Here is a 20,583-nt window from a genome sequence, read left to right as displayed (position 1 = left end):
GCCGACCGGTTCGACCTGGACCGGGAGTCGACCGCCGAGCTCAAGGGTCTTCTCGTGGACTACGCGACGCACGTCGCCGGCGAGTTGGAGCGCGGCGCTCACCGGGCCTTCGACATCCTCCATCGACACCTGCGTCCGCACTTCGAAACTCTCGCCGGGGTCGCGGTGGCCGAATCGCAGGCACGGGCCCTCATCGAACGGGGTGCCCTGACCGCATCCAAGGGCGGCCGGGTGGCCGACTGGGAGGGCTTGGCCGCCTGGTGTGACCCGCATACCGGACGCTCCAGCCGGTTCGCGCTGCGGCTGGTACGGGCGCTACCAAGTATGCACGCAAACCTGCGACGGCTGCACACCTCTGCGGGCTACGCCACCGGCCGGACACGGGCGCTGCTCCTGGCCCGGGCGTGCCTCGACGACCGGTACGGCACGGCGATCCTGCAGGCAGCTACCGGCGACCATCCATGGCGCAAGCTGTACGGCGAGGCCGACGACACAGAACTTGCGAGCAATCCAACCTGGCGGGGCGGGCCAGCGGTGGACGTGCCGGAGCTGCTGCGCACGACAGGCCGAACCGGCGCGCGGGGCCGAGCACCAGCCGCCCGCGACGATTCCGCCGCCCGAGCGGCGGTACAGGCTGCACGGCAACGGAGGCTGGCCGAGCATGCCGTGGCGATCGAGGAGGTCCTAGCAGCCACTCCCGGTCAGCTACTGTCGGTCCGGGCCGCGGGTGCGGCGCTCGCGTCGCTGATGGCCGCCGCGCGGGTCGGTCTGACACCCGGTACAACCGACCGTCGTACCGGCACACGAGATGGACTGTCCTGTACCCTCTTCCACGTAGGTGCCGACGTCGGCGTGGTTCGCGGACCGACCTGGCGCGTCCTGCTGCCCGGACGACTGCCGATCTTCCACCAACCCGGACAGTGGATTTCAGCGCCACGCCAGGCGACCCCAGATCCGCAACATCGCGCCGTCGCTATCCTCGAGCCGGTCCGAGGCGCGGCGTGACCAGCGTGAGATCGTCGGGCGCCAAAGCTTGGCGGCAGCGCGGCGCCCAAGCGCCCGAGGCCGCGGCGGAGACCGCAACCATCCTGCGCCTACTCATGGTGCGGCCGTGGCTCATTGCCGGGCGGGATGACGGCGCCATCGCAACAGTGCGCCGGAACGAGAGGGCCATCCGCGACGTGCTCTCACGGCTCGGATGGGTGCTGGTCCTAGACCGAGACTTCGTGCGTCTGCGCAAGTCCCCGCCGGTTCGGCGTGAAGCCTGGGCGGCAGGAGGCCCGACTCCGCTGGCCTGCTCATGGTTCTTTCTGCTGGTCGCCGCCGCCGAGTCGATGCCACCGCGGGTCAGCATCGGCCAGCTGGTCGCAGCGGCACGTACCGCTGCTGCTGAGGCCGGGGTTGCGGCGCCGGACGATCGGCCGGAGCGGCACGCGATCCTCACCGCGTTGCGGATGCTTGACGACCGGGGGGTGGTCGAGAGCCTCGACGGCGACGTGAACGAGTTCCTGCGCAACGACGACCCGCCTGTCCTGCTGGCGATCCATCACCATCGGCTGGTGCACGTGATCGCGAACTTCGCCGTGGCCGACCCCGTCGGCGACCCCGCAGGATGGCTGGAAATGGTGGAACGGGAGCCAGAGCCGGCGCGACGCATGCGACGTCGGCTCGTTGACGACACCGCGGTCTACGCCGGTGAACTGGACCCGGACGAGGCGGACTGGTTGTCGCGACGGGTCCGCGGCGATGACGGCCTGCCGCTGGCGGAAGCGTTCGGGCTGCACCTGGAGCGCCGAGCCGAAGGCGCGGCGTTCGTCCTGCCGGATGAAGCATTCCGATCCCGCAGCGAGCTCGGCGATCGCCCATTCCCGAGCGGCGGAACAGTGGCCCATGCCGGCTTGCTGCTGTGCGACATGGCCAATGCCGACGGCACCGTCGACGGTGACCGGCAGAGCTGGCGCGGCGTGCCTCGCGATCGGATCGCCGAGCAGTTGGCGATGCTTGCGGAGCGGTATGCGACCCAGGGCTGGTCGGCCGAGCACGTCGGCAACCTACCCGGCCTGGCCGCCGAGGTCGCCAGGCTCCTGAGCGGGGCCAACCTACTCCGGATCGAGGACGAGACGTGGTGGTTCGCGCCTGCGACCGGACGATGGGAGCAACCGCCAGAGCCGCAGAAGGGTCGGACGCGCCGAGGGGAGAGTTATGGCACTGCCTGACGAACTTGCGCTGTTCGACGGGGAGGACCTGATCGAGCCGGCCGGCCACCGCGAACGGTTCGCCACTCGTTGGCGGCTGGTCGGCGCCGGCCTGGCCAACGTATGGCGCTATGGCGACCTCCACCTTGAAGCCCCCAGCGGCCGGCTACTGTTACGCGGCCCGAACGGCACCGGCAAGACCACGGCGCTGGAGGCGCTGTGGCCCTACTTGCTCGACTTGAACCCGCAGCGGTTGGCTGCGGGCAAGGCACGGCCCACGACGCTGGCGCTGCTCATGCGGGAGGGATCTAACGGCAATAAGCGCAGGTGCGGCTATGTCTGGTTGACCGTCGCCGCACCGGCGGGCGAGGGCCGGTACTCCTACGGCGTCCGGCTGCTCTACAGCGAAAGCGGCTCCCCTGCCGTGCGGGTCACGCCGTTCGTGACACCAGGTGTGCCGCTGCAGGACGTGCCACTGTATGGCCCGAACCGGGCAGCCCTCTTTGCCGAACAGTTCACCGATGCGATCACTGGCGCTGGCGGCACGGTCTTCCCTGACGAGGACGCATACATCGCACACCTTGCCACCCGGATGTGGGCCGCCGACAATCGTGAACCGCTCGAGCTGGCAAACCGCATCCGGGCGGTCCGCAATCCCACGCTGCTCGGCGACGTGTCGCCCCGCGCCGCTGCCGACGCACTGCGTGACGCGCTGCCTGGCGTATCCGACGACGTCATCAGCGCCACCGCCGAGGCACTCGCCGAGTCTGAAGCGACCAGAGAGGCGTTCCAACGCGACAGCGACGCCGCAGCAGCCCTAGACCGCTTCGCCGACGCGTGGACCGGCCACGTGGTCGAAGTCGTCGGCACCGCGCACAACGCGGTTGTGACGGCGATGAACGATGCCGCGAAGGCCAAACGGGCCCAGCAGGGCCTCGAGCGGAACCTCCAGACGGCCCAACGGACACACACGGAGGCCGACGCCAGTCTCAGCGCGCTCCGGCGGCGTGCCCAGAGCCTTGATGCGACGATTCGTGGGCTCGAGGAGTCGGACGAATATAAGGCTGCCGGTCGCCTGACCGACCTCCAGGGCCGCGTCGAGGCCGAGAAGAAGGTCGCCGCCTCCGAGGTCGCCGCATTCCGGTCCGAGGTCGACGGCAGCCGGCGCCGAGCCGAGATGCTGCGCAAGAACGCCGAGAATCTCGCCGACGAACTCGACGAGATCGTCGCGGGCGCGGACCGGTATGACGGCCGCGCCCGGCCCGATCAACCGCTGCTCCGCCACCGCGTGCGGCCACGACAGGCGTACCTGGTCGCCGACACGTCCGCCGATCCGGGGCCAGGAATCGTCATCGAGGTCGACCAGGACCGGATCGACGGTGTCGTCGAGTCGTGGAACACCCTCGCGCAGCAGCATCAGGCCCGAGCGAACGCGGCTTCGCTTGCGCTGATCGACCGGCGGGAAACCGACGGCGCCGAGGGCGCGGCGCGCGATGCGGCGGCAGCGGCACGCACCGCGGTCCTAGTCGCCGACGAGGAGCAACAGCGGCTGGCTCGGGCGGAACGGGCGGGCCGGTCGGCCCTTCGGCGGGTCGTCGACGCCGTCGAGACGTGGTTCAGCAACAACCGCGCGATCGCCCTCGTCGTCGAGACGACGCACCAGGACGAACACCTCGACGCGAACGACGACGAGCGAATCGCATGGCAGCGACCCGACCTTGACGCAGTGGCCCAGGACGAACCGGCGCAGGCCCTCGCCGGCCTCGACGGCATCGCCGCCCTCGTCCGACTGACCGGGGAGTCCGCCGCCGCTGTCCTGCGTCACCGGCATCGCGTCACCCTCGACGCGATCCGGCACCTGGAGCTTGAACGAGACCGGCAGCGGGCGGAGGCGCGGAAGCTCCGTGGCGGTGAGCTCCTCCCGGTTCCGCGCCCGGCCTGGGCTGGCCCGGCGCCCGATGGCACCGCGTTCGTCGATGCGATCGACTGGCAGCCCGCGTTCACTGATCCATCGGCCCGGGCGCTCATCGAAACTGCGCTGACCGCCAGCGGCCTGCTCGGCGCAGCCCTGGCGACGGACGGCGCGCACACCGATCGCTGGTATGTCGACGCCTTGGCAGGCACGTCGGCGGAAGCCGGTCTCTCCGAGGTGCTGATCGCTGAGGCAGCACATCCGCTGGCGGCAACCGCGCGGGAGATCCTCGGCCGCATACCCTTGCGGGATACCACCGGCCCGGCCACGGGGACGTCCTGCCTGGCGATCGGACGGGACGGAACGTTCTCCGCCGGGCCCTTGTACGGCCGGCCGCTGTCGATGGACGCACCCACTCCCTCCGCCCAGTACGTCGGCGCTGCTCAGCGACGCGCGGCGGCTCTCGCCCGGGCAGCGGAACTCGAGGCCGAGGCAGCGGAGCTCGACGGCGAGGCCGACCGGCAGAGGGAGGTTGCCGCCCGGAACCGGGACGGCGCCACCAGCATCGTCGGCGCGCTGCGTACGTTCCCGCCCTACGCCGAGGCAACCAGGGCCGAGGCCGCCCGGTCGGCCGCAGCGAAACGCGCCGCCGAACTCCGCCAGGCGGCCGAGGACACGGCAGATGCGGCTGCGGAACAAGCCGAGATCGCGCGAGTCCTGCGCCTTGAGTGGGAGCGGCGCACCCGGTCGACCGGTCTGCCTATCAACGTCGGCGACCTGGCGCACCTCCGCGATGACGGTGCCCAGCGAGCCAAAGGCCTTGGCGAGGCCTTGGCGAAGCTCGGCGGCCGAATCCGCCAGCGACTCAGCGAACTCACCGCTGAAGCCGACGATGACGCGCAGCGAACCGGTGATCTCGCCGGGCAGCACGCCCACACGGTAGCGGCCGCAGACCAGGCGGCGCAGCTCGCCGCAGAGCACGAGGCCCTGGTTCGCGCCGTCGGTCTCAACGCCGCGGAGGCGATCGCCCAGCACACCGAAGCCGTCAACGAGCGCAGGGCGTTGGCCGGCGAGATCCTCAGGGCCGAGCGCCACGAACGAGACACCCACGACAAGATGCATGGCTTGAAGCTGGGGCTAGAGCACGCAGTACAGCAGACCGAGGCTGCGCTGGTGCCGGTGGCTGCGGAGCGGCGAGCGCTACGCAGCCTCCTTGATGTGCCCGGCGTGCCCGAAGTGTTGTTCGAGCCGGTACCGGTCCTACTACCGCCAATCGAGAACGCGGAACGGGACGACCCTGTCGTCGGCCTCGTCCGGCAGGCATTGATGGGCCGCCGCTCGGTTGGCCGCCGCCTGCTACGAGAGCGGTACGACAGCTGCCGCGCGGAGCTCGCTGGCCTGTGGACACTCGATCTCGACGATCCCCGCGACGGCCTCGAGACCTACGTCCTGACCCACGACGGAGCCGCCTACCCGCCGCCCGCAGCGGCCGAGGCCGGCCGCCGACTCCGGGACCGCGCCCAGGCCGCGCTCAACCAGGCCGAGGAGTCCGCACTGCGCGAGTTCGTCATCGGCCGTCTGCCGCTGGCGATCGGCACCGCATGGGTGAGCATCGAAGACTGGATCAAGGGCGTCAACCGCAAGATGCAGAAGGCCGCTGCCTCGTCAGGCGTTGGCGTGCGCATCAGCAAGGCCCTGGTGAAGGACCTCAGCGCCGCCGAACTCACCGTCCACCGGCTGGCCTGCAAGGAATCTACACTGACCGCAGCCCAGCAGGCCGAGGTCGGCGACGCGCTCCGAGCCCTCATCGACGCCGCCGACGGCGCCACCATGACCGAACGACTTACCAGCGCCGTCGACGTACGCAAGTGGCTCGACATCTCGTACGAGATCGTGCGCCCGGGCGGGCAGATCAGCCGCTGGACGTCGAAGACAGGACTGTCTGGCGGCGAACGGCGTCTCGTCGTCCTCGCGCCGATGCTCGCCGCGGTCGCCGCCTTCTACGACCAGCTCGATCTGGCCGGGCTGCGTCTCGCTGCCCTCGATGAGGTACCAGCCGAGGTCGACGAACGCGGCCGGGAAGGACTCGCCCGCTACATCGCCGAACTCGACCTGGACCTCATCTGCACGAGCTATTTGTGGGACGGGGCGCCCGGAGCGTGGGACGGAGTCGACGCTTGGGACCTGGAAGCCGGACCGGACACCACCGTGGTCGCCTTCCCAATGCTCGTCCGCGGGCTGCACCCGCTTCCCGACGACGTGTCGTGGGAGCCCGCGTGACTCCGTGCCCGTGGTGCACAAACGAATGCGACAGCATCGACTTCACGCCAGTTCGTGGTGCCCACATCGACTGGTTCTGGCGACAACTCGCCGACATCGGGGACCGACGCGGCGACCACGATCTCACCACCGGGTTCGCCACGGCCACCGCACCAGGCAATCCGTCGCAGCGCGCGGCCGTGCTCGGACTGCTCGGCGGCCGAAGCCCCCGCGCCGATCAGCGCATCCGAATCAACCTCACGGATCTGACCACTCGCCTGCATGCCCACGACGTACGGCTCACGCCGGGCATGATCGCCGCCCACACCGCCGAACGCCGGCTCGGCGAGCGGATCCGTGAAATGGCACAGCGTCGCGACACCGTCGCGCGGCTGCGAGAGCGCATGACCGACTCGTTCGACCGGCTCGAAGAAGCAGCCGTCGTCCAGCTCGACCTCGACGCCATCTGGCCGATTCTTCAACGCAACGGATGGATCGGCCGATTGTCGGCAGCGCCAGACGGGACGGCCCTCATCGACCAAGCCGCAGCGGTCATCGCAGCATTGCCGGCCGACGGCGAGCGACTCGACCGCCGTCGCCTCGCAGATACCGTCACTCGCTTTCCGCACGCCCTGGACGCTGGTCCGCTACCCGGCCTGGTCTTGTCAATCCTCGCTGCGGCCGGTGCGATGACGACTGGCCTGCCGCCGCGGGCCGCCTGGGCAGCGGTCGGCGTCGACTGCGACGACCTGACCGGCGGCCTCCTCACGCTCGGCATCCATCCCGTCGGCTGGTTCCTGCCACCGGAAGCAGTAGTTACGCTGCCGCCCAGGGAACTCGCCAAGTGCGGATGGCCAACACCGACCAAACACGGCCAGTGGATATTCGTCACCGAGAACCCGTCTGTCGTCACCGCAGCCGCCGACCGACTCGCCGCCCAGAACCCGCCCGCTACCGGCCTCCGCTTGCTGTGCACCGTCGGGACCCCCTCGACGCTCGAAATCTCGGCCATCAACCGGCTCGCAGAAACCGGATGGCGAATCGCCGTCCGGGCCGACTTCGACCAGGCGGGACTACGACACGTCAACGCGCTACTCAGAGGAGTACCAGCCTCCCGACCGTGGCGAATGGCCCCAGCCGACTACCTCGCCAGTCTTGCGACCGCGCCAGCCGATGACCGAGTCCGGCTAGGCCACGACGCCGTTCCCGACACACCGTGGGATCCGGCACTTCGAGCCGCCATGGACGAGCGCGGCCAAGCGGCATACGAGGAGAGCCTGATTGAGGCGCTCCTCTCTGACCTCATGGCAGGGCACCCACCGCAGTAACACGCCGCGCAGATCGCGCCATCGTGGCTGCAACTCAACGACGGGCTGAACTTTCATCACGGCCGATCCGGACAGCGTGCGCAGGTTGGCTGCTTCACAATCTCACCGACTGGCGTCTTGAACCTGCAGGCCCGCGCGGGCCGCGATTAGTGCCAAGTCATCATGGATTTTGCTCAACCTGACGGTTGGTCTACTAGCTGAGAGACCTTATGGTTCAAGATTGCGTCTTGGGTGTTACCTGGTCACGTATCCCTACGTCGGCGATTGACCTAAGGGTTACTGGGTGGCAGCTGGTGCGAATACCTGCGCATCTTCGCGGTGTGCGTAGGTGCGCGGATCACGCATGGCTCCGCGAGAGTTGTGGCGACGGTTCTACGGGGCTACCCCTGTTGACAGTGCCTCGCGTTCCCCCCCGGACGGCGCGAACGCAACTGCATCAGCTAGAGGGCGTCCGTTGGGCATGCGTCCCGTGCCGTGGCTCGGTTTGACCAGGCCCGAGCCGTCACTGGACCTCCTTGTGAACGGCCTCGATGTTGTTGCCATCGGGATCGTTGACGAACGCGCAGTAGGCACGGTACTGACTCCGAAACCTCGGAGCGTGTCGGCTCGTGCGCCCCGCTGCCACGGCGGCGGCGTGGAAGGCGTCTACCGCCGCCCGGCTGCTAGCCGCGAACGCCAGGTGCGATGCCTTGGTCGCAGTCGCCGCTGACTCCGCACGTTCCAAGGACAGCGACGGTGTCTTGATCCGGATACCAATACTCGGCGACACCGTCAGCACGGTAGCCGGGAGCAATTCCGAGCGACTCCAGCGTGCCCGTGTCACGCCCGCTCGCAGCGTCTGACCACTGCAATGGCCGTCCGGATCCCGCTGCGTCCCGGCGCACGACCTCGACGTGGCGCCGCTGCGCGGCGGACCGGCTGGCAATTGCTGCAAGTGCGCCGCTTGCAGCCGGTCATGGGGCAGGTCCGAATGCTCGGCGGCCTCGCCGAGCCTCGAACGGGTGCGGCAGGTTGGTCCGCGGCCGCATATGGCTTCGCTGGCTTGGTCTGTGGCGGTGAGAAACGACCCTTCATGCCGCTACGCCTAGCCGGACAACGCACTCTCATACCGAGAACGGTGCATTCGAGCATGGTGATGAGCGGGCGCCGCAAGCTCTACCGCCATGCCCGCCCTTTGCTCGGGTGTGGCCGAGGCCCGTGTTGTCTGGGTTCGCGGGCTGAGCTCGGTCCTGCGGTGGACTACACGGTTGGCGAAGGTTCGCCGCAGGTTGGGCAGCGATATATGTCTGTCCCGGGTGGACGGTGGCCCGGCGACAGCCGGCCCCGTGCTACCAGGGCGAGCAGTACCAGCATCGGTCCGATCACCGCGACCAGCGCCGACACTACGACCATGGCCGACCACGCCGGAATCACGGCCTGGCCGGGACCGGAGTCGTCAAGCACCGCGCCGAGCGGGTTCACCGCGAGCATCCCGATCGGCGTGAGCAGCATCAGCATCGCCCACGCGCCGCGGGAATCGCGCCGGGCGGCCAGGCCGAGCCCGAGCAGCAGCGCAACGATCAGCAGCGTCACCGCAGCGGCCGGCAAGACAGATCTGCTGAGATCGGAGTAACCGGTGTAATAGGACAGGTCGGGCGCCGTGTCGATGGCGACTGGGACGGTCGCCGCGGTGGCGGCGACCGGCATCAGCCGGACCCACCATGGGCGCCGACCGGCCACGCCGAGCGCGACGACACCGAGCACGATCTGAGGCAGCAGCACCGCCAGCGGCGGGCGGGGCAATCCGGTCAACGCCGCGACCGGCACGACGCCGGCCGTTACCAGTACGGCCAGGCTGACCGTCCAGCGCAACCACCGCGCGCTCGCCACGACGTGCACCACGGCGGCGAGCAACCACGCCGCCCATGCCGCAGCGCCGAGCGACTGGAATGGCCCGACGTGCGAAAACCAGGGCTGCCTAGGGGCGAGCACCTCGAAGACCATCGACCCGGTGGCGAACACGGTCGCCGTCATCAGCGCGAGCTGGCCGGCGAGCCGGACTCCGGGGCCGAGTCCCTGTGCGATCCGTAGGTGCTGCTGCAGGCCTCCAGTCGCCAGGTCCGCAATGTCGGCCGGGGAGGGCCTCTTCCGGCCGGGCGCTGCCAGAGACAGGTACGTATCCATCAGCTCGGAACCGCGCTCTCTCCGATAGTCGGCCGGATAGAACAGTGCCGTCCAACGCCCGTAGTGGCGTTCCAGCCCGGTCACGGCAGTTCGCCCTTCGTCATGGTCGCCAGGGCTGTCGTGTCGGCTCTTCACCGGGCTCATGCGAGTTCTCCACTCAGGCGAGGCGAGGTCGCGGTGGCGCGCAGCCGATTGGTCGCCGCTTCCACGTTGCGGCGCATGCGTTCGGTTTCGGCGGCCAGTAACCTGTTGCCCGCCTCGCTGAGCCGGTAGTAACGCCGCAGCCGGCCGTCGACGATTTCTTCGTGATCGACGGCGACCAGGTCCGCGTCGACCAAGCGGTCGAGCGCGCCGTAGAGCGTGCCAGGCCGCAGCGAGATGCGGTGGTCGGAAAGCCGGGTCACCTCAGCGATCAAGCCGTACCCGTGCATCGGCTCGCCGGCCAGGGCGGTGAGGATCAGGAATGTGGGTTCGCGGAGCGGCGTTTCCATGCGGACAATATATCGCCTGCGAAGGTATAGCGACACAGTGCGTTGCGCCGACAGCAAGACCAGGCACGCTCACCTAGCGCCGATAAGGCGCGGCCTGCACGGCACAGTCCGCGCACGTGTCCACTGTCGGCCGCGCGTGGATAGCACAAGTAAGGCGAACGGGTTACGGCGGCGACGGTCAGTAAGGTCCGGCATGAGTACTGTTCCCGCGACAGCGCCGCGGACCAGCCGGCAGAGTCTGACTCCACCCGTTCGACGCAGGCGGGTGAGTTGGAGGCGGCAACGTTCGGCGTCCACGGCGGCCCGCTGGCGCCGCTGACCCGCTCGTGGCCCGTATCAGCCCGATAGGTCCTCCAGGCGCAGGTTCAGGAAGATCGAGGTCGTGTCGCCGGGCTCGTGGTCGACGACCGTGGTACCGGCCTTGTCTGGGGTGCCGCCGAGCACGCGCGAGTAGAAGTCCCGTGCTGACGACGGTCGGGTTCCCGATTGGTGGTTGGTGCCGCCGGCAACGGGTATGGCGAGTGTTTGAACCTGTTGCCGGGGGAGGTTCTCGAGATGCGCCCTGATTCGGAACCCTGTGCCGTCTACGTCCAGAGCAACCAGCGTGACGGCAACCAACTCCTGTGTTTCCGGACGAGTCCGAACGGCGTGCTGTGGGGACCCGGCCCGATCGCGACCGGTGGCGCCGGCGACGGGACCGCGCATCTCGCGTCACAGGGCTCCCTGGCGTTGACAGGCGACGGGCGGCGCCTCCTGGTCACCGACGCGGGCAGCGACGACGTCTCACTCTTCGCGGTCGACGGCGACGGGCCCGAGGCGATGGGTACGACCGCGGTCGGGTCGGCGCCCAAGAGCGTCACCGAGCACGACGGGCTGGTGTACGTGCTCAACACCGGCGACCCGTCGGTGTGCGGGCTACGGCTGGGTGCCGGCGGCCTCGAGCCGATCACCGGGTCGACGCGTCCGCTGGAGGCCGGGTCCGATCCGGCCCAGGTGGGGTTCAGCCCTGACGGCTCGACACTGGTGGTCACGCAGCGGATGGCGGACGCGATCGTCAGCTACCCGGTCGGCGCCGACGGTCGACTCGGTGAGCCGCGGACCCGTTCGTCCTCCGGGCGGACCCCGTACGGCTTCGCCTTCACCGACGACGGCACGCTGCTGGTGGTCGAGGCGTTCGGCGCGGCCGAGGGCAGGGCGGCGACGTCCTCGTACGCGACCGCGGGCGACGAGGTCACGCCCGTCTCCGCGTCGGTCCCCAATGGACGCAGCGAGATCTGCTGGGCGGTCGTGTCCGACGACAACCGCTACCTCTACACGACGAACTTCGCCGACAGCGGCGTCTCGCGGTACGCCATCGGCGACGACGGGAGCCTCACCCTCGACGACCCGGCGGCCGCGGTCGGCATCGACGGGCACTCCGGGCTGCGCGACGAGGACCTCAGCGCCGACGGTCGCTTCCTCTACGCGCTGGACGCCGACTCCCGGCAGGTCTTCGGCTGGTCGGTCGGCGCCAACGGCACCCTGTCGGCGATCGGCTCCTGGGGTGGGCTCCCACCGACGGCGGCCGGCCTCGCCGCGGCCTGACCCGGGGCGCGTCTCACCCGAGCTCTTGGGCCAGGCCGACGACGATGCCCTCCGGCCCGCGTACGTAGCAGAGCCGGTAGACGTTCTCGTAGTTCTCCACGGTCCCGACCAGTTCACCGCCGTGGGGGCGCAGGCGGGCGAGCACGGCGTCGACGTCGTCGACCGCGAACATCACGCGGCGGATGCCCAGCGTGTTCGCCGGCGCGTCGGTCGGCTCCGACCGGATCGCCTTCGGCGCGTGGAAGCGCGCGAGCTCGATCCGCCCGGAGACGCCGCCCGGGATCCGCAGCATCGCCACGTCCTGCCGCACGTCGTCGATCCCGATGACCCGCTCGACCCAGCGCCCCTCGACCGGCCCCGTGCCCTCCAGCTCCATGCCGAGCGCGACGAAGAACGCGACGACGGCGTCCAGGTCGTCGACCACGATGAGCACGTTGTCCATCCGCTTGATCGTCATACGGTGCTTCCCCCTACCGCTCGGTGTCCGCTGCTGGGACGGAACCGCCAGGCCGTCCTCGACATCCTTCCAGCGGTCGGTCGTCACGCCCGGCCGGTGAGCGGGTCGAAGCCGTAGAGCCAGTCCAGGTCCGCGGACAGGCCGTTGGTCGACGCGATCGCCGTGTCGCGGGCCTGTTGCGCCGGGCCGTCCGGCAGGTGGAAGCGCGTCGCGTTGCCGCGGGACAGGTCCTGCACCCGGGCCGTGCGGTCGTGCCGCAGCGCCTCGTAGCGGGCCAGCGCCGCCGGCACGTCCGAGGAGTCGGCCACGCACGCCGCCAGCACGAAGGCGTCCTCGATCGCCTGTGCCGCGCCCTGCGCGCCGTACGGCAGCATCGGGTGGCAGGCGTCGCCGAGCAGCGTCACCGCGTCCTTGCTCCACCGTGGAATCGGCTCCCGGTCGAACAGCGCCCACTTCAGCGGCGCCGACAGCGCGCCCGCCAGGGCCGACACCACCGGGTCCCAGCCCGCGAACGCGGCCCTCACCTCCAGAGGATCACCGACGTCCGTCCACGACTCCCGCGTCCAGCGCGACTCCTCGACCACGCAGACGACGTTGAGCAACCGGCCCGACGACACGAAATAGTGGACGCAGTGGCGCCCCGGGCCCATCCGTACGGTCGCGGTCCGGGCAACCGGCAGCCCCGCCACCCGGTCGGCCGGGATCAGGCCGCGGTAGGCGACGTGGCCGGTGAACCGCGCGTCGGCCGCGCCGAGGATGGACCGCCGCACCACCGAGTGGATGCCGTCCGCGCCCACCACCAGGTCCGCCCGCTCCCGCCGCCCGTCGGCGAGGACGACCTCCCCGTCGGGCGACACGTCCACGCAGCGGGCGCCGGCCTCGACGGGCACCGCCCCGGCCAGCAGGGCGACCAGGTCACCCCGGTGCACGTGCAGGTACGGCGCGCCGTACGCGGAGAGCACCGCCGGACCGAGGGGCGTCGCGGACAGCAGCCGCCCGTCGTCCCACCGCCGGAACTCGAACGAGGTCGGCGCGACCGCCACCTGCCGCACCGACCCGAGCAGCCCGAGCGACGCGAGGATCCGGGTCGCGTTCGGCGCCAGTTGGATCCCCGCACCCGCCGTACCGACGACCGCGGCCTGCTCGAAGACCCGCACCTCCACGCCGACCCGGCGCAGCGCCAGCGCCGTGACCAGTCCGCCGATCCCGCCCCCGACCACGACCGCCCGCATCACGGCATCATCGCGGATCGATGCCGTCCGTGGCAGTCCGATTTCAGCGCCGCCGGTACGCGCCGACGAGCAGCGGCCAGAGCGCCTGATGGTCCGGGTACGAGCGGATCGCCTCGGCGATGGAGGCCTGGAACGCGTCCGCCTCCTCCTGGGTCACCGTGCCGAGCGCGATCCCGGCCGGCGTCACGCTCCGGTAGGTCGCGGCCAGCATCCCGCCGCTCGTCGCGAACCGGTCCAGCCGCCCGGCGACCTGCGTGCCGTCCGGCAGCGCGCCCGTCGCCTCCGCGAACAGCGACGGCAGGCGCCGACCGAGCCCGACGTCCCGCCCGATCGCGGTGAACGTCCCCAGGAAGACCCGCCGCCACTCGTCGAGCACCGCCAGCGGCGGGTACGTGTCGACGCCGCGCATGTCGTAGTCCTGCACCACCAGCACCCCGCCCGGCGCTGTCCAGGACCACATCCGCCGCAGCACGGCCACCGGATCGGCGACGTGGAGCAGGATCAACCGCCCGAAGACCAGGTCGAAACCGCCGGCGGGTACGGGGTCCCCCGACGCGATGTCTCCCTCGACGAACGCGCAGTTCCCGTAGCCCTCGGCGGACAGCGCCGCCACCGCCGTCCGCCCCAGGTCACCGTCCACGTCGACCCCGACGACCTGCCCCGACGGACCGACCCGCGCGGCCATCGTCCGCATCGTCTCGCCCGGGCCGCAGCCGACGTCCAGGCAGCGCGCCCCCGGTTTCAGCGCGACCGCGTCGAGCAGCGCGCCCGTCGCGTCCGCCCAGATCCTCGCCTGTTCGCGCAGCCGCGCGTACTCCGCGTCGGTCCGCCCCAGCACGTACGTCATCGCCGCACCTCCAGAAAGTTGTCGGCCTTGTGCCCCGAGGCTGGACCAGCCGGGCGGACCGGCCCATCGTGGAGGGCATACGGAGATTTCGGGAGTACGCATGATCGGGCGCGACGCGGAGCTGGCGGTGCTGGTCACCGCGCTCGACGCCGTCGCGGCCGGTGACGGTGCGCTGCTCGTCGTCGAGGGTCCGGCCGGCATCGGCAAGACCACGCTGCTCGACGCGACCGCCGCCCGGGCCCGGCACCGCGGGATCACGGTGCTGCGGGCCCGCGGCAACCCGCTCGAGCGCGACTTCCCGTTCGGCATCGCCAGGCAGCTCTTCGCCCCGCTGCAGACCGGGCCGTCCTGGCCCGACCTGTGCCGGGGGCCGGCCGCGCTGGCCGACCGGGTGCTCGGTGCCGTGCCGCCGCCCGCGGGCGCCGCCGACGCGACCGCCGCGGCCGCGCACGGCCTGTTCTGCCTGACCGCCAACCAGGCCGCCGCCCGGCGCACCGTGCTCTGCGTCGACGACCTGCACTGGGCCGACCTGCCGTCGCTGCGCTGGCTGGTCGGCGTCGCCCGCCGGGTCGACGACCTGGGCGTCGCGCTGGTCGCGGCCGTCCGCACCGGCGTGCCGAGTGAGGACCCCGGCGTGCTGGGCGAGCTGTTGGCCGGTGCGTCCGTGCGGCTCGGCCCGCTGCCGCCCGGGCCGGCGGCCGCGCTCGTCCGCGCGGCGCTGCCGACCGCCGGCCCCGCCTTCGCGGACGCCTGCCATCAGGCCGCCGCGGGCAACCCGTTCCTGCTCGGGGCGCTGCTCGCCCAGCTCGCCGGCGGCCCGATGACGCCCGACGCGGTGGCCGCCGCGGGCACGCCCGGCCCCGAGCGGGTCGGCCGCTGGGTCGACCAGCAGCTCCGGACCCTCCCCGACGGCTGCGCCGAGCTGGCCCGGACGCTGGCGGTGCTCGGGCCGGCGCCGCAGCCCCGGCACGCCGCCGCGCTCGCGGGCCTGGACCTCGACCGGGCCGCGGTGCTCGCCGACACCCTACGGGCGGCCGGCATCCTCGCGCCCACCGAGACGCTGGCGCTGGCCCACCCGATCGTCGCGACGGCGCTGCACGACGGTCTGGGCCCGGGGGAGCGCGGCGTCCGGCACGCCCGCGCCGCCCGGCTGCTCGCGGCGGACGGCGGCGACCCCGCCCGGGCCGCGCCGCACCTGCTGCGGGCGGCGCCCGCCGGCGACCCGGCCGCGGTCGCGTTGCTGCGGGCCGCCGCCGAGCGCTCCACCGCCCGCGGCGCGCCGGAGGCGGCGGCGACGTTCCTGCGCCGCGCGCTCGCGGAGCCGCCCGGCGACCCGGAGGTCGACGCCGCGATCCGGCTGGACCTGGCCCTCGCGCTGGCCGCGGAGCGCCGGCCCGGCGCGACCGAGCTGGCCCGCGAGGTGGTGGCCCGGATCCACGCCCCGGCGGCCCGGGCCGACGCCGCGCTGCGCTGTGGCCGCGGGCTCGCGCTGACCGGCGACGGCGCCGCCGCGATCGAGCTCTACCGGATGGTGCTCGACGACCCGGCGGGCGTACCCGAGCCGGCCCTCGCCCGGCTGGAGGCCGAGCTCGTCGCGGCCGCGTGGACCGACCGGCGGACCCTGCCGCTGCTGCGGGCCGCGCTGCGCCGGCCGCGCACGGCCGTTCCTCTGTGGAGGGTCAACGCCGCGACGGCGGCGGTCTTCGCCGGTGGCACCGCGGCCGACTGCCACGCCCTGCTCGACCCGGTGCTGGACGACGACCTGCTCGCCGCCGAGCCCGACTCGCTGCTGCCCACCGTCGCGACGATCGGCCTGATCCTGGTCGAGGACCTCGACCGGGTGCGGGCGATGTGCCGGGCGGCGGTCGTCGCGGCCGAGGAGCGGGGCTGGCCGAGCACCGCCGCCCACGGCCGGTTCCTGCTCGCCCACGCGCTGCTGGCGGCCGGCGAGGTCGGTCCCGCGGCGGCGGAGGCGGGCGCGGCGGTCGCGTTCAAGCTGCGCGGCGCCACCCCGGCGGGTGCGCTGCAGTGGGCGCTGGCACCGCTCGTCGACGCGCTGGTCGAGGCCGGCCGTCCGGCCGAGGCCGAGGCGGCGCTCGCCGAGGCGCGTGAGCTGCCGCCGGACGCCGTGAGCACGCCGATGGTGCTGCAGAGCCGGGCCCGGCTGCGGCTCGTGCAGGGCCGCCCGCGGGAGGCGCTCGAGGACCTGCGCGAAGCCGGCGTCCGCTGGGCCGCGGCCGAGGTCGTGCATCCGGGCCTGGTCACCTGGCGCGCCGACGCGGTGGCACCACTGCTCGCGCTCGGCGAGCGCACGGAGGCCGCCCGCTTGGTGCGCGAGCACGCGGAGCTGGCGGAACGCGCGGGCACGGCCGGCCCGCGGGCGGCGGCGTTGCGGGCGGCGGCGCTGCTCGACCGGGGCGGCCGGATCGATCTCCTGCGCGCGGCGGTCCGGGAGACCGCCGGCTCACCGGCCCGCCTGGCCTACGCGTACGCCCTGTTCGACCTGGGTTGTGCCCTGCGCCGGGCCAACCAGCGCACCGAGGCCCGGGAGCCGCTGCGGGCCGCCCTGGACATCGCCGCGGCGGGCGGTGCGCAGCGGCTGGCCGGGCGGGCCCGGGACGAGTTGCACGCCGCCGGTGCCCGTCCGCGCCGCGACGCCGTACGCGGACCGGACGCGTTGACCGACGGCGAGCAACGGGTCGCGGACCTGGCCGCCCGCGGCCTGACCAACCGCGAGATCGCCGAGCGCCTGACGGTGAGCCGGCGCACCGTGGAGACCCACCTCGCGCACGCCTACCAGAAGCTGCGCATCCACTCCCGCGCGGCGCCTACCGCAGCACGATGTCGACGCCGAGCGTCGGATCGCGGAACGGCACGCCGCCGCGCCCGGCATAGCTCACCCGGGTGACCGGGTCGACGCCCTCGAACTCGAGCCGCGCCGGCCCCGCGACGTCGCGGACCCTGATCCGCGTCGTCCGGAAGGTGACCTCGACCGGGCCGGGCACGCCGCCGGTGACCCGGCCGCCGAGCAGCCGCAGCAACGCGATCGCCCGGGCGGGGTCGGTCGCGCTCCACTCGACCGTCCGCAGCGTCGCCGGGGCCGAGCCCGCCGGTGGCAGGTCGGCGGGCGCCGGTGGCGGCTCGTCCGGCAGCGACCGGGCGAGCTGCACCAGCGTGCCACCGGCGACCCGCGGGTGGATGAACGCCTCCTGCCACGCCGGGTTGTCGGTGTTGACGCCGAAGCACGGATAGCCGGCGGCGGCCGCGGCGTCGACGGCCGCCTGCAGGTCGGGCACCTTGAACGTCAAGTGGTGCATGCCGGGCCCCGACCGGTCGAGGAAGCGGGTGACGAACGCCGACTCCGGGCGCGGCTCGAGCAGCTCGAGGCACATGCCGTTGGCGTACCGCAGCGTGCTGAACCGGAAGGTCGGCGCCGTGCCGCCGATCGCCCACGCGCCGCCGAGCCGGGTGCGCAGCAGCGGCCAGGCCGGTGCCGCGGCGGGCACGGCGAGGGAGACGTGGTCGAGCTGGGCGGGCGGCATCATCCCGCCAGCTTTCCGGACCGGCGGTCGCGCGCACAGTGGTCGCAATGGACAGTTTCGCGGCGATGCCCATGGTGAGACGCGCGTCCAACGGTCGATGGGCTAGCGTCCGTGCCGATGCACACCGCGACGACTGCCGCGCCGACGACCGCCACGACGCCGCCCGCGGGCCGGCCATGGTGGAGGCTCACCTGGGCCGACCTCTCGCTGATCCCGCTGGTCGCCGGCGTGGTGCTGTTCGTCCGCGCCTATGCCGCCGGTGCGCCGCTCTGGGGCGACGAGCAGATGATCGCCCGCAACATCCGGGACCGCGGTTTCCTCGACCTCGGTGGCGCGCTCGACTACAACCAGAGCGCGCCACTGGGCTGGCTCTGGGCGCAGCACGCGGTGACGACGATCCTCGGGACCGACGAGTACGCGCTGCGCCTGCTGCCCCTGCTCGCCGCGCTCGGCACCTTGGTGCTGGCCTGGCTGATCGGCCGCCGCTGGCTCGGCCCGGTCGGCGCGGTCGTGCTGGTCTCGTTCGTCGCCACCAGCGCCGCCGCGATCCGCTACGCGGCGGAGGTCAAGCAGTACTCCGGTGACCTGTTCTGGACGATGCTGCTGCTCGGCGCGACGATGCTGCTGCTGGAGCGGGCGCGGCCGACCGTCCGGCAGTACGTGCTCTGGTGGTCGCTGGCCGCGCTGGCCTGCCTGTTCAGCATGGGCGCGATGCTCGCCACCCCCGTCTTCGCGGCGGTCCTGGTCGGTGCCGCCTGGCTGCGGTCCGGATGGCGGTCGGCGCTGCGGGCGGCGCTGCCGTTCCTGGTCTGGCTCGCGGTTTTCGTCGTCCACTACCTGGTGTCGCTGCGGTACGTGGTCGGCAGCGAGTACATGGCCACCTTCTGGGGCGGGCGCGGCTACCCGCCGCCGGGTGCGTCACTGGGCGAGACCGTCACCTGGTCGCTGGGCCGGCTCCGGTTGCTCGCCGGCGACCCGCTCGGCCTCGTCCCGCCGGACCAGGGCAGCCGCTACCTCGCCGCGGTGACCAGGGTCTTCTGGCTGCTGGCCGGGCTGGGTTGCCTGGCCGCCGCCCGCCGCAGCCGGCCCTTCGGCGCGCTGCTGGCGGGCGTCGTGCTCTTCGCGTACGTGCTGGCGTTCGCGGAGGTCGTGCCGCTCTACATGCGGATGGCGATCTGGATCCTGCCCGCCGTGTGGGTGGCGGTCGGTTTCGCCGCCGACGCCGGTGCGGAGCTGGCGGTGGCGGCCGCGCGCGGGGCCCGGCGGACCTGGCGCGGCGCGCTGGCCCTGGCCGGCGGGGCGGCCGCGGTCGTCCTGGTGTTCGCGCTGCTCGGTCCGCTGGCGGTGGCCCGCACGGGTCCGCTGCCGGCGGGCGACTTCGACGAGCGGGCCACGGTCCGCTGGCTGGCCGCCGAGCACCGGCCCGGTGACGTGACGCTGGTGCTCTCGTTGAGCCGCCACGCGGTGGGCTGGTACGCCGACCACGAACTGCAGCCCCGCCGCGAGCCGGTGGCCGCGCCGCCACCGCCGGGGACGGCCTGTGCGGGGCGCGACCTGCGGGCGATCGTCGACGGCTTCCAGCGGGTCCTCGTCTACGGCGCGTTGAAGGACGGCCAGCCGGCCACGACGGGCGCGCAGGTGCGCGCGGACCTCGCCGGGATGGGCACGGTGGTCGCGGACCGCTCGCAGGGGTCGAAGTGGCTCGCGATGGTGGTCGAACTCCGCCCGGCCGGCGAATGGGCGCCGGTCACGGGCTGCTACCGCTGACCCGACCAGCGCGCGGCACCACAGTGGAGCCGACCGACGGGGAGGGGTTCCGTTCCGTGGTGCGAGCCCTCCCTAGACTGGGACGCGATGGATGATCGACTACTGGAGGCGCGGGAGCGCTACGAGGCCGCGGTGTTCGCCGGGGCCGACGGCGGGCTGGACACCGCCGACCGGGCCCTCGACGGTGTCGAGGCCGACACAGCCCTGGCCCGCGGCCGGATCCGGCACGCCCGCTATCTCTCCGCCCGCGCGGCGGGGGAGCAGCCGGCCGAGGACCCGACCGAGATCGCGCTGTTCGAGCGGGCGCTCGAGCTCTACCGGTCGCTGGGCGACACCCGCGGCGAGGCCGAGGCCCAGTTCCTGGTGGGTTGCTACCACCAGGTGGTCCGCGGCGACATGGACACGACGGAGCCGATGTTCGCCCGCGCCCGCGACCTGGCGGAGGCGGCGGGCGACGACCTGACCCGCTCGTACGCGTTGCGCCACCTGGCTTTCGCGGCCCAGCACGCGGGCCGCGTCGCGGAGGCCCACGCGGCGCTGGCGGAGTCGACCAGGCTCCGCCGCGACCTCGGCTTCACGGCGGGCGTCGCGGCCAACCTGGTGGCGGAGGCCTACTTCACCGCCGAGGGCGGCCCGGGCGACCCAAGCGCCCTCCTCGATGAGGCCGCGACGCTGGCGGTCGAGTCAGGCGCCCACGCGGTCGCCGGCTGGGTCTCCGAAGCACGCCTGAACCTGGGTCCACGCCTCTGAGCATCGCCGTCACGGTGGTGGCGGCGCCGGGACGAGCATGCGGCCGCAGCCGACGT

14 protein-coding genes are annotated in these 20,583 nt (G+C 72.5%); 8 read left to right on the top strand and 6 right to left on the bottom strand.

Translation table 11 applies throughout. The annotated features are described in order from the left end of the window. The 4 genes from Asi02nite_RS31035 to Asi02nite_RS31020 all read left to right on the top strand — a co-directional run. A partial coding sequence (locus Asi02nite_RS31035) for a DUF2397 family protein (protein WP_203717557.1) occupies positions 1–1,005 on the top strand: 1,005 nt, incomplete at its 5' end. Then, entirely contained in the window at positions 1,002–2,216 is a 1,215-nt protein-coding gene (locus Asi02nite_RS31030; protein ID WP_203717556.1) for a DUF2398 family protein, read from the top strand. The genes Asi02nite_RS31035 and Asi02nite_RS31030, both read left to right, overlap by 4 nt. Next, complete coding sequence (locus Asi02nite_RS31025) at positions 2,203–6,387, top strand: SbcC/MukB-like Walker B domain-containing protein (protein ID WP_203717555.1); 4,185 nt, start codon at positions 2,203–2,205, stop codon at positions 6,385–6,387. The genes Asi02nite_RS31030 and Asi02nite_RS31025 overlap by 14 nt, the downstream gene beginning before the upstream one ends. After that, entirely contained in the window at positions 6,384–7,694 is a 1,311-nt protein-coding gene (locus Asi02nite_RS31020; protein WP_203717554.1) for a DUF2399 domain-containing protein, read from the top strand. Before Asi02nite_RS31025 ends, Asi02nite_RS31020 begins: the two co-directional genes overlap by 4 nt. Before the next feature lie 1,239 nt (positions 7,695–8,933). On the opposite strand, the gene Asi02nite_RS31015 is transcribed toward Asi02nite_RS31020, so the two are convergent. Then, positions 8,934–10,001 (bottom strand): hypothetical protein, encoded by a 1,068-nt coding sequence (locus tag Asi02nite_RS31015; RefSeq protein ID WP_239127281.1) that lies wholly within the window; start codon positions 9,999–10,001, stop codon positions 8,934–8,936. Next, positions 9,998–10,348 carry a PadR family transcriptional regulator gene (locus Asi02nite_RS31010; RefSeq protein ID WP_203717553.1) on the bottom strand — a complete coding sequence of 117 codons (351 nt, stop codon included), beginning with the start codon at positions 10,346–10,348 and terminating at the stop codon, positions 9,998–10,000. The genes Asi02nite_RS31015 and Asi02nite_RS31010 overlap by 4 nt, the downstream gene beginning before the upstream one ends. Before the next feature lie 555 nt (positions 10,349–10,903). On the opposite strand from Asi02nite_RS31010, the gene Asi02nite_RS31005 reads away from it, so the two are divergent. Then, a complete protein-coding gene (locus Asi02nite_RS31005; protein WP_203717552.1) occupies positions 10,904–11,932 on the top strand; it encodes a lactonase family protein in 1,029 nt (342 codons plus the stop codon). Between the two features lie 13 nt (positions 11,933–11,945). Here Asi02nite_RS31005 and Asi02nite_RS31000 read toward each other — a convergent pair whose 3' ends face one another. The 3 genes from Asi02nite_RS31000 to Asi02nite_RS30990 form a co-directional block, all read right to left on the bottom strand. Then, positions 11,946–12,389 carry a VOC family protein gene (locus tag Asi02nite_RS31000; protein WP_203717551.1) on the bottom strand — a complete coding sequence of 148 codons (444 nt, stop codon included), beginning with the start codon at positions 12,387–12,389 and terminating at the stop codon, positions 11,946–11,948. An 83-nt stretch (positions 12,390–12,472) separates the two neighbouring features. Then, positions 12,473–13,621, bottom strand: a complete 1,149-nt coding sequence (locus Asi02nite_RS30995; protein ID WP_203717550.1) for an FAD-dependent monooxygenase — start codon at positions 13,619–13,621, stop codon at positions 12,473–12,475. 43 nt (positions 13,622–13,664) lie between these two features. After that, complete coding sequence (locus Asi02nite_RS30990) at positions 13,665–14,468, bottom strand: methyltransferase domain-containing protein (RefSeq protein WP_203717549.1); 804 nt, start codon at positions 14,466–14,468, stop codon at positions 13,665–13,667. 100 nt (positions 14,469–14,568) lie between these two features. Here Asi02nite_RS30990 and Asi02nite_RS42465 point away from each other — a divergent pair, with 100 nt between their 5' ends. Then, the gene (locus Asi02nite_RS42465; protein WP_203717548.1) at positions 14,569–17,376 is read left to right on the top strand and encodes an ATP-binding protein; all 2,808 of its coding nucleotides are present in this window, start codon (positions 14,569–14,571) and stop codon (positions 17,374–17,376) included. On the opposite strand, the gene Asi02nite_RS30980 is transcribed toward Asi02nite_RS42465, so the two are convergent. Beyond that, on the bottom strand, positions 17,297–18,013 hold the full coding sequence (locus tag Asi02nite_RS30980; RefSeq protein ID WP_203717547.1) for a VOC family protein: 717 nt from the start codon (positions 18,011–18,013) through the stop codon (positions 17,297–17,299). The two genes, Asi02nite_RS42465 and Asi02nite_RS30980, sit on opposite strands and share 80 nt — an antisense overlap. 114 nt (positions 18,014–18,127) lie before the next feature. Between Asi02nite_RS30980 and Asi02nite_RS30975 the strand changes: the two genes are divergently transcribed. Continuing rightward, positions 18,128–19,777: a glycosyltransferase family 39 protein gene (locus tag Asi02nite_RS30975; RefSeq protein ID WP_203717546.1), complete on the top strand. Its 1,650-nt coding sequence runs from the start codon at positions 18,128–18,130 to the stop codon at positions 19,775–19,777. 87 nt (positions 19,778–19,864) lie between these two features. Further along, positions 19,865–20,527, top strand: a complete 663-nt coding sequence (locus Asi02nite_RS30970; protein WP_203717545.1) for a tetratricopeptide repeat protein — start codon at positions 19,865–19,867, stop codon at positions 20,525–20,527. The last annotated feature ends 56 nt before the right edge of the window (positions 20,528–20,583 follow it).

The organism is Asanoa siamensis, assembly GCF_016862555.1.
Lineage (GTDB): Bacteria > Actinomycetota > Actinomycetes > Mycobacteriales > Micromonosporaceae > Asanoa > Asanoa siamensis.
The sequence above is the reverse complement of the archived record's forward strand: the minus strand, read 5'-3'. Positions and strand labels throughout refer to the sequence as shown.

Excerpts from the sequence above, each read along its gene's own strand:
- Asi02nite_RS31025 (WP_203717555.1), top strand. The coding sequence starts at position 2,203 with ATGGCACTGCCTGACGAACTTGCGCTGTTCGACGGGGAGGACCTGATC.
- Asi02nite_RS31015 (WP_239127281.1), bottom strand. The coding sequence starts at position 10,001 with ATGAGCCCGGTGAAGAGCCGACACGACAGCCCTGGCGACCATGACGAA.
- Asi02nite_RS31010 (WP_203717553.1), bottom strand. The coding sequence starts at position 10,348 with ATGGAAACGCCGCTCCGCGAACCCACATTCCTGATCCTCACCGCCCTG.
- Asi02nite_RS31005 (WP_203717552.1), top strand. The coding sequence starts at position 10,904 with ATGCGCCCTGATTCGGAACCCTGTGCCGTCTACGTCCAGAGCAACCAG.
- Asi02nite_RS31000 (WP_203717551.1), bottom strand. The coding sequence starts at position 12,389 with ATGACGATCAAGCGGATGGACAACGTGCTCATCGTGGTCGACGACCTG.
- Asi02nite_RS30995 (WP_203717550.1), bottom strand. The coding sequence starts at position 13,621 with ATGCGGGCGGTCGTGGTCGGGGGCGGGATCGGCGGACTGGTCACGGCG.
- Asi02nite_RS30990 (WP_203717549.1), bottom strand. The coding sequence starts at position 14,468 with ATGACGTACGTGCTGGGGCGGACCGACGCGGAGTACGCGCGGCTGCGC.
- Asi02nite_RS42465 (WP_203717548.1), top strand. The coding sequence starts at position 14,569 with ATGATCGGGCGCGACGCGGAGCTGGCGGTGCTGGTCACCGCGCTCGAC.
- Asi02nite_RS30980 (WP_203717547.1), bottom strand. The coding sequence starts at position 18,013 with ATGATGCCGCCCGCCCAGCTCGACCACGTCTCCCTCGCCGTGCCCGCC.
- Asi02nite_RS30975 (WP_203717546.1), top strand. The coding sequence starts at position 18,128 with ATGCACACCGCGACGACTGCCGCGCCGACGACCGCCACGACGCCGCCC.
- Asi02nite_RS30970 (WP_203717545.1), top strand. The coding sequence starts at position 19,865 with ATGGATGATCGACTACTGGAGGCGCGGGAGCGCTACGAGGCCGCGGTG.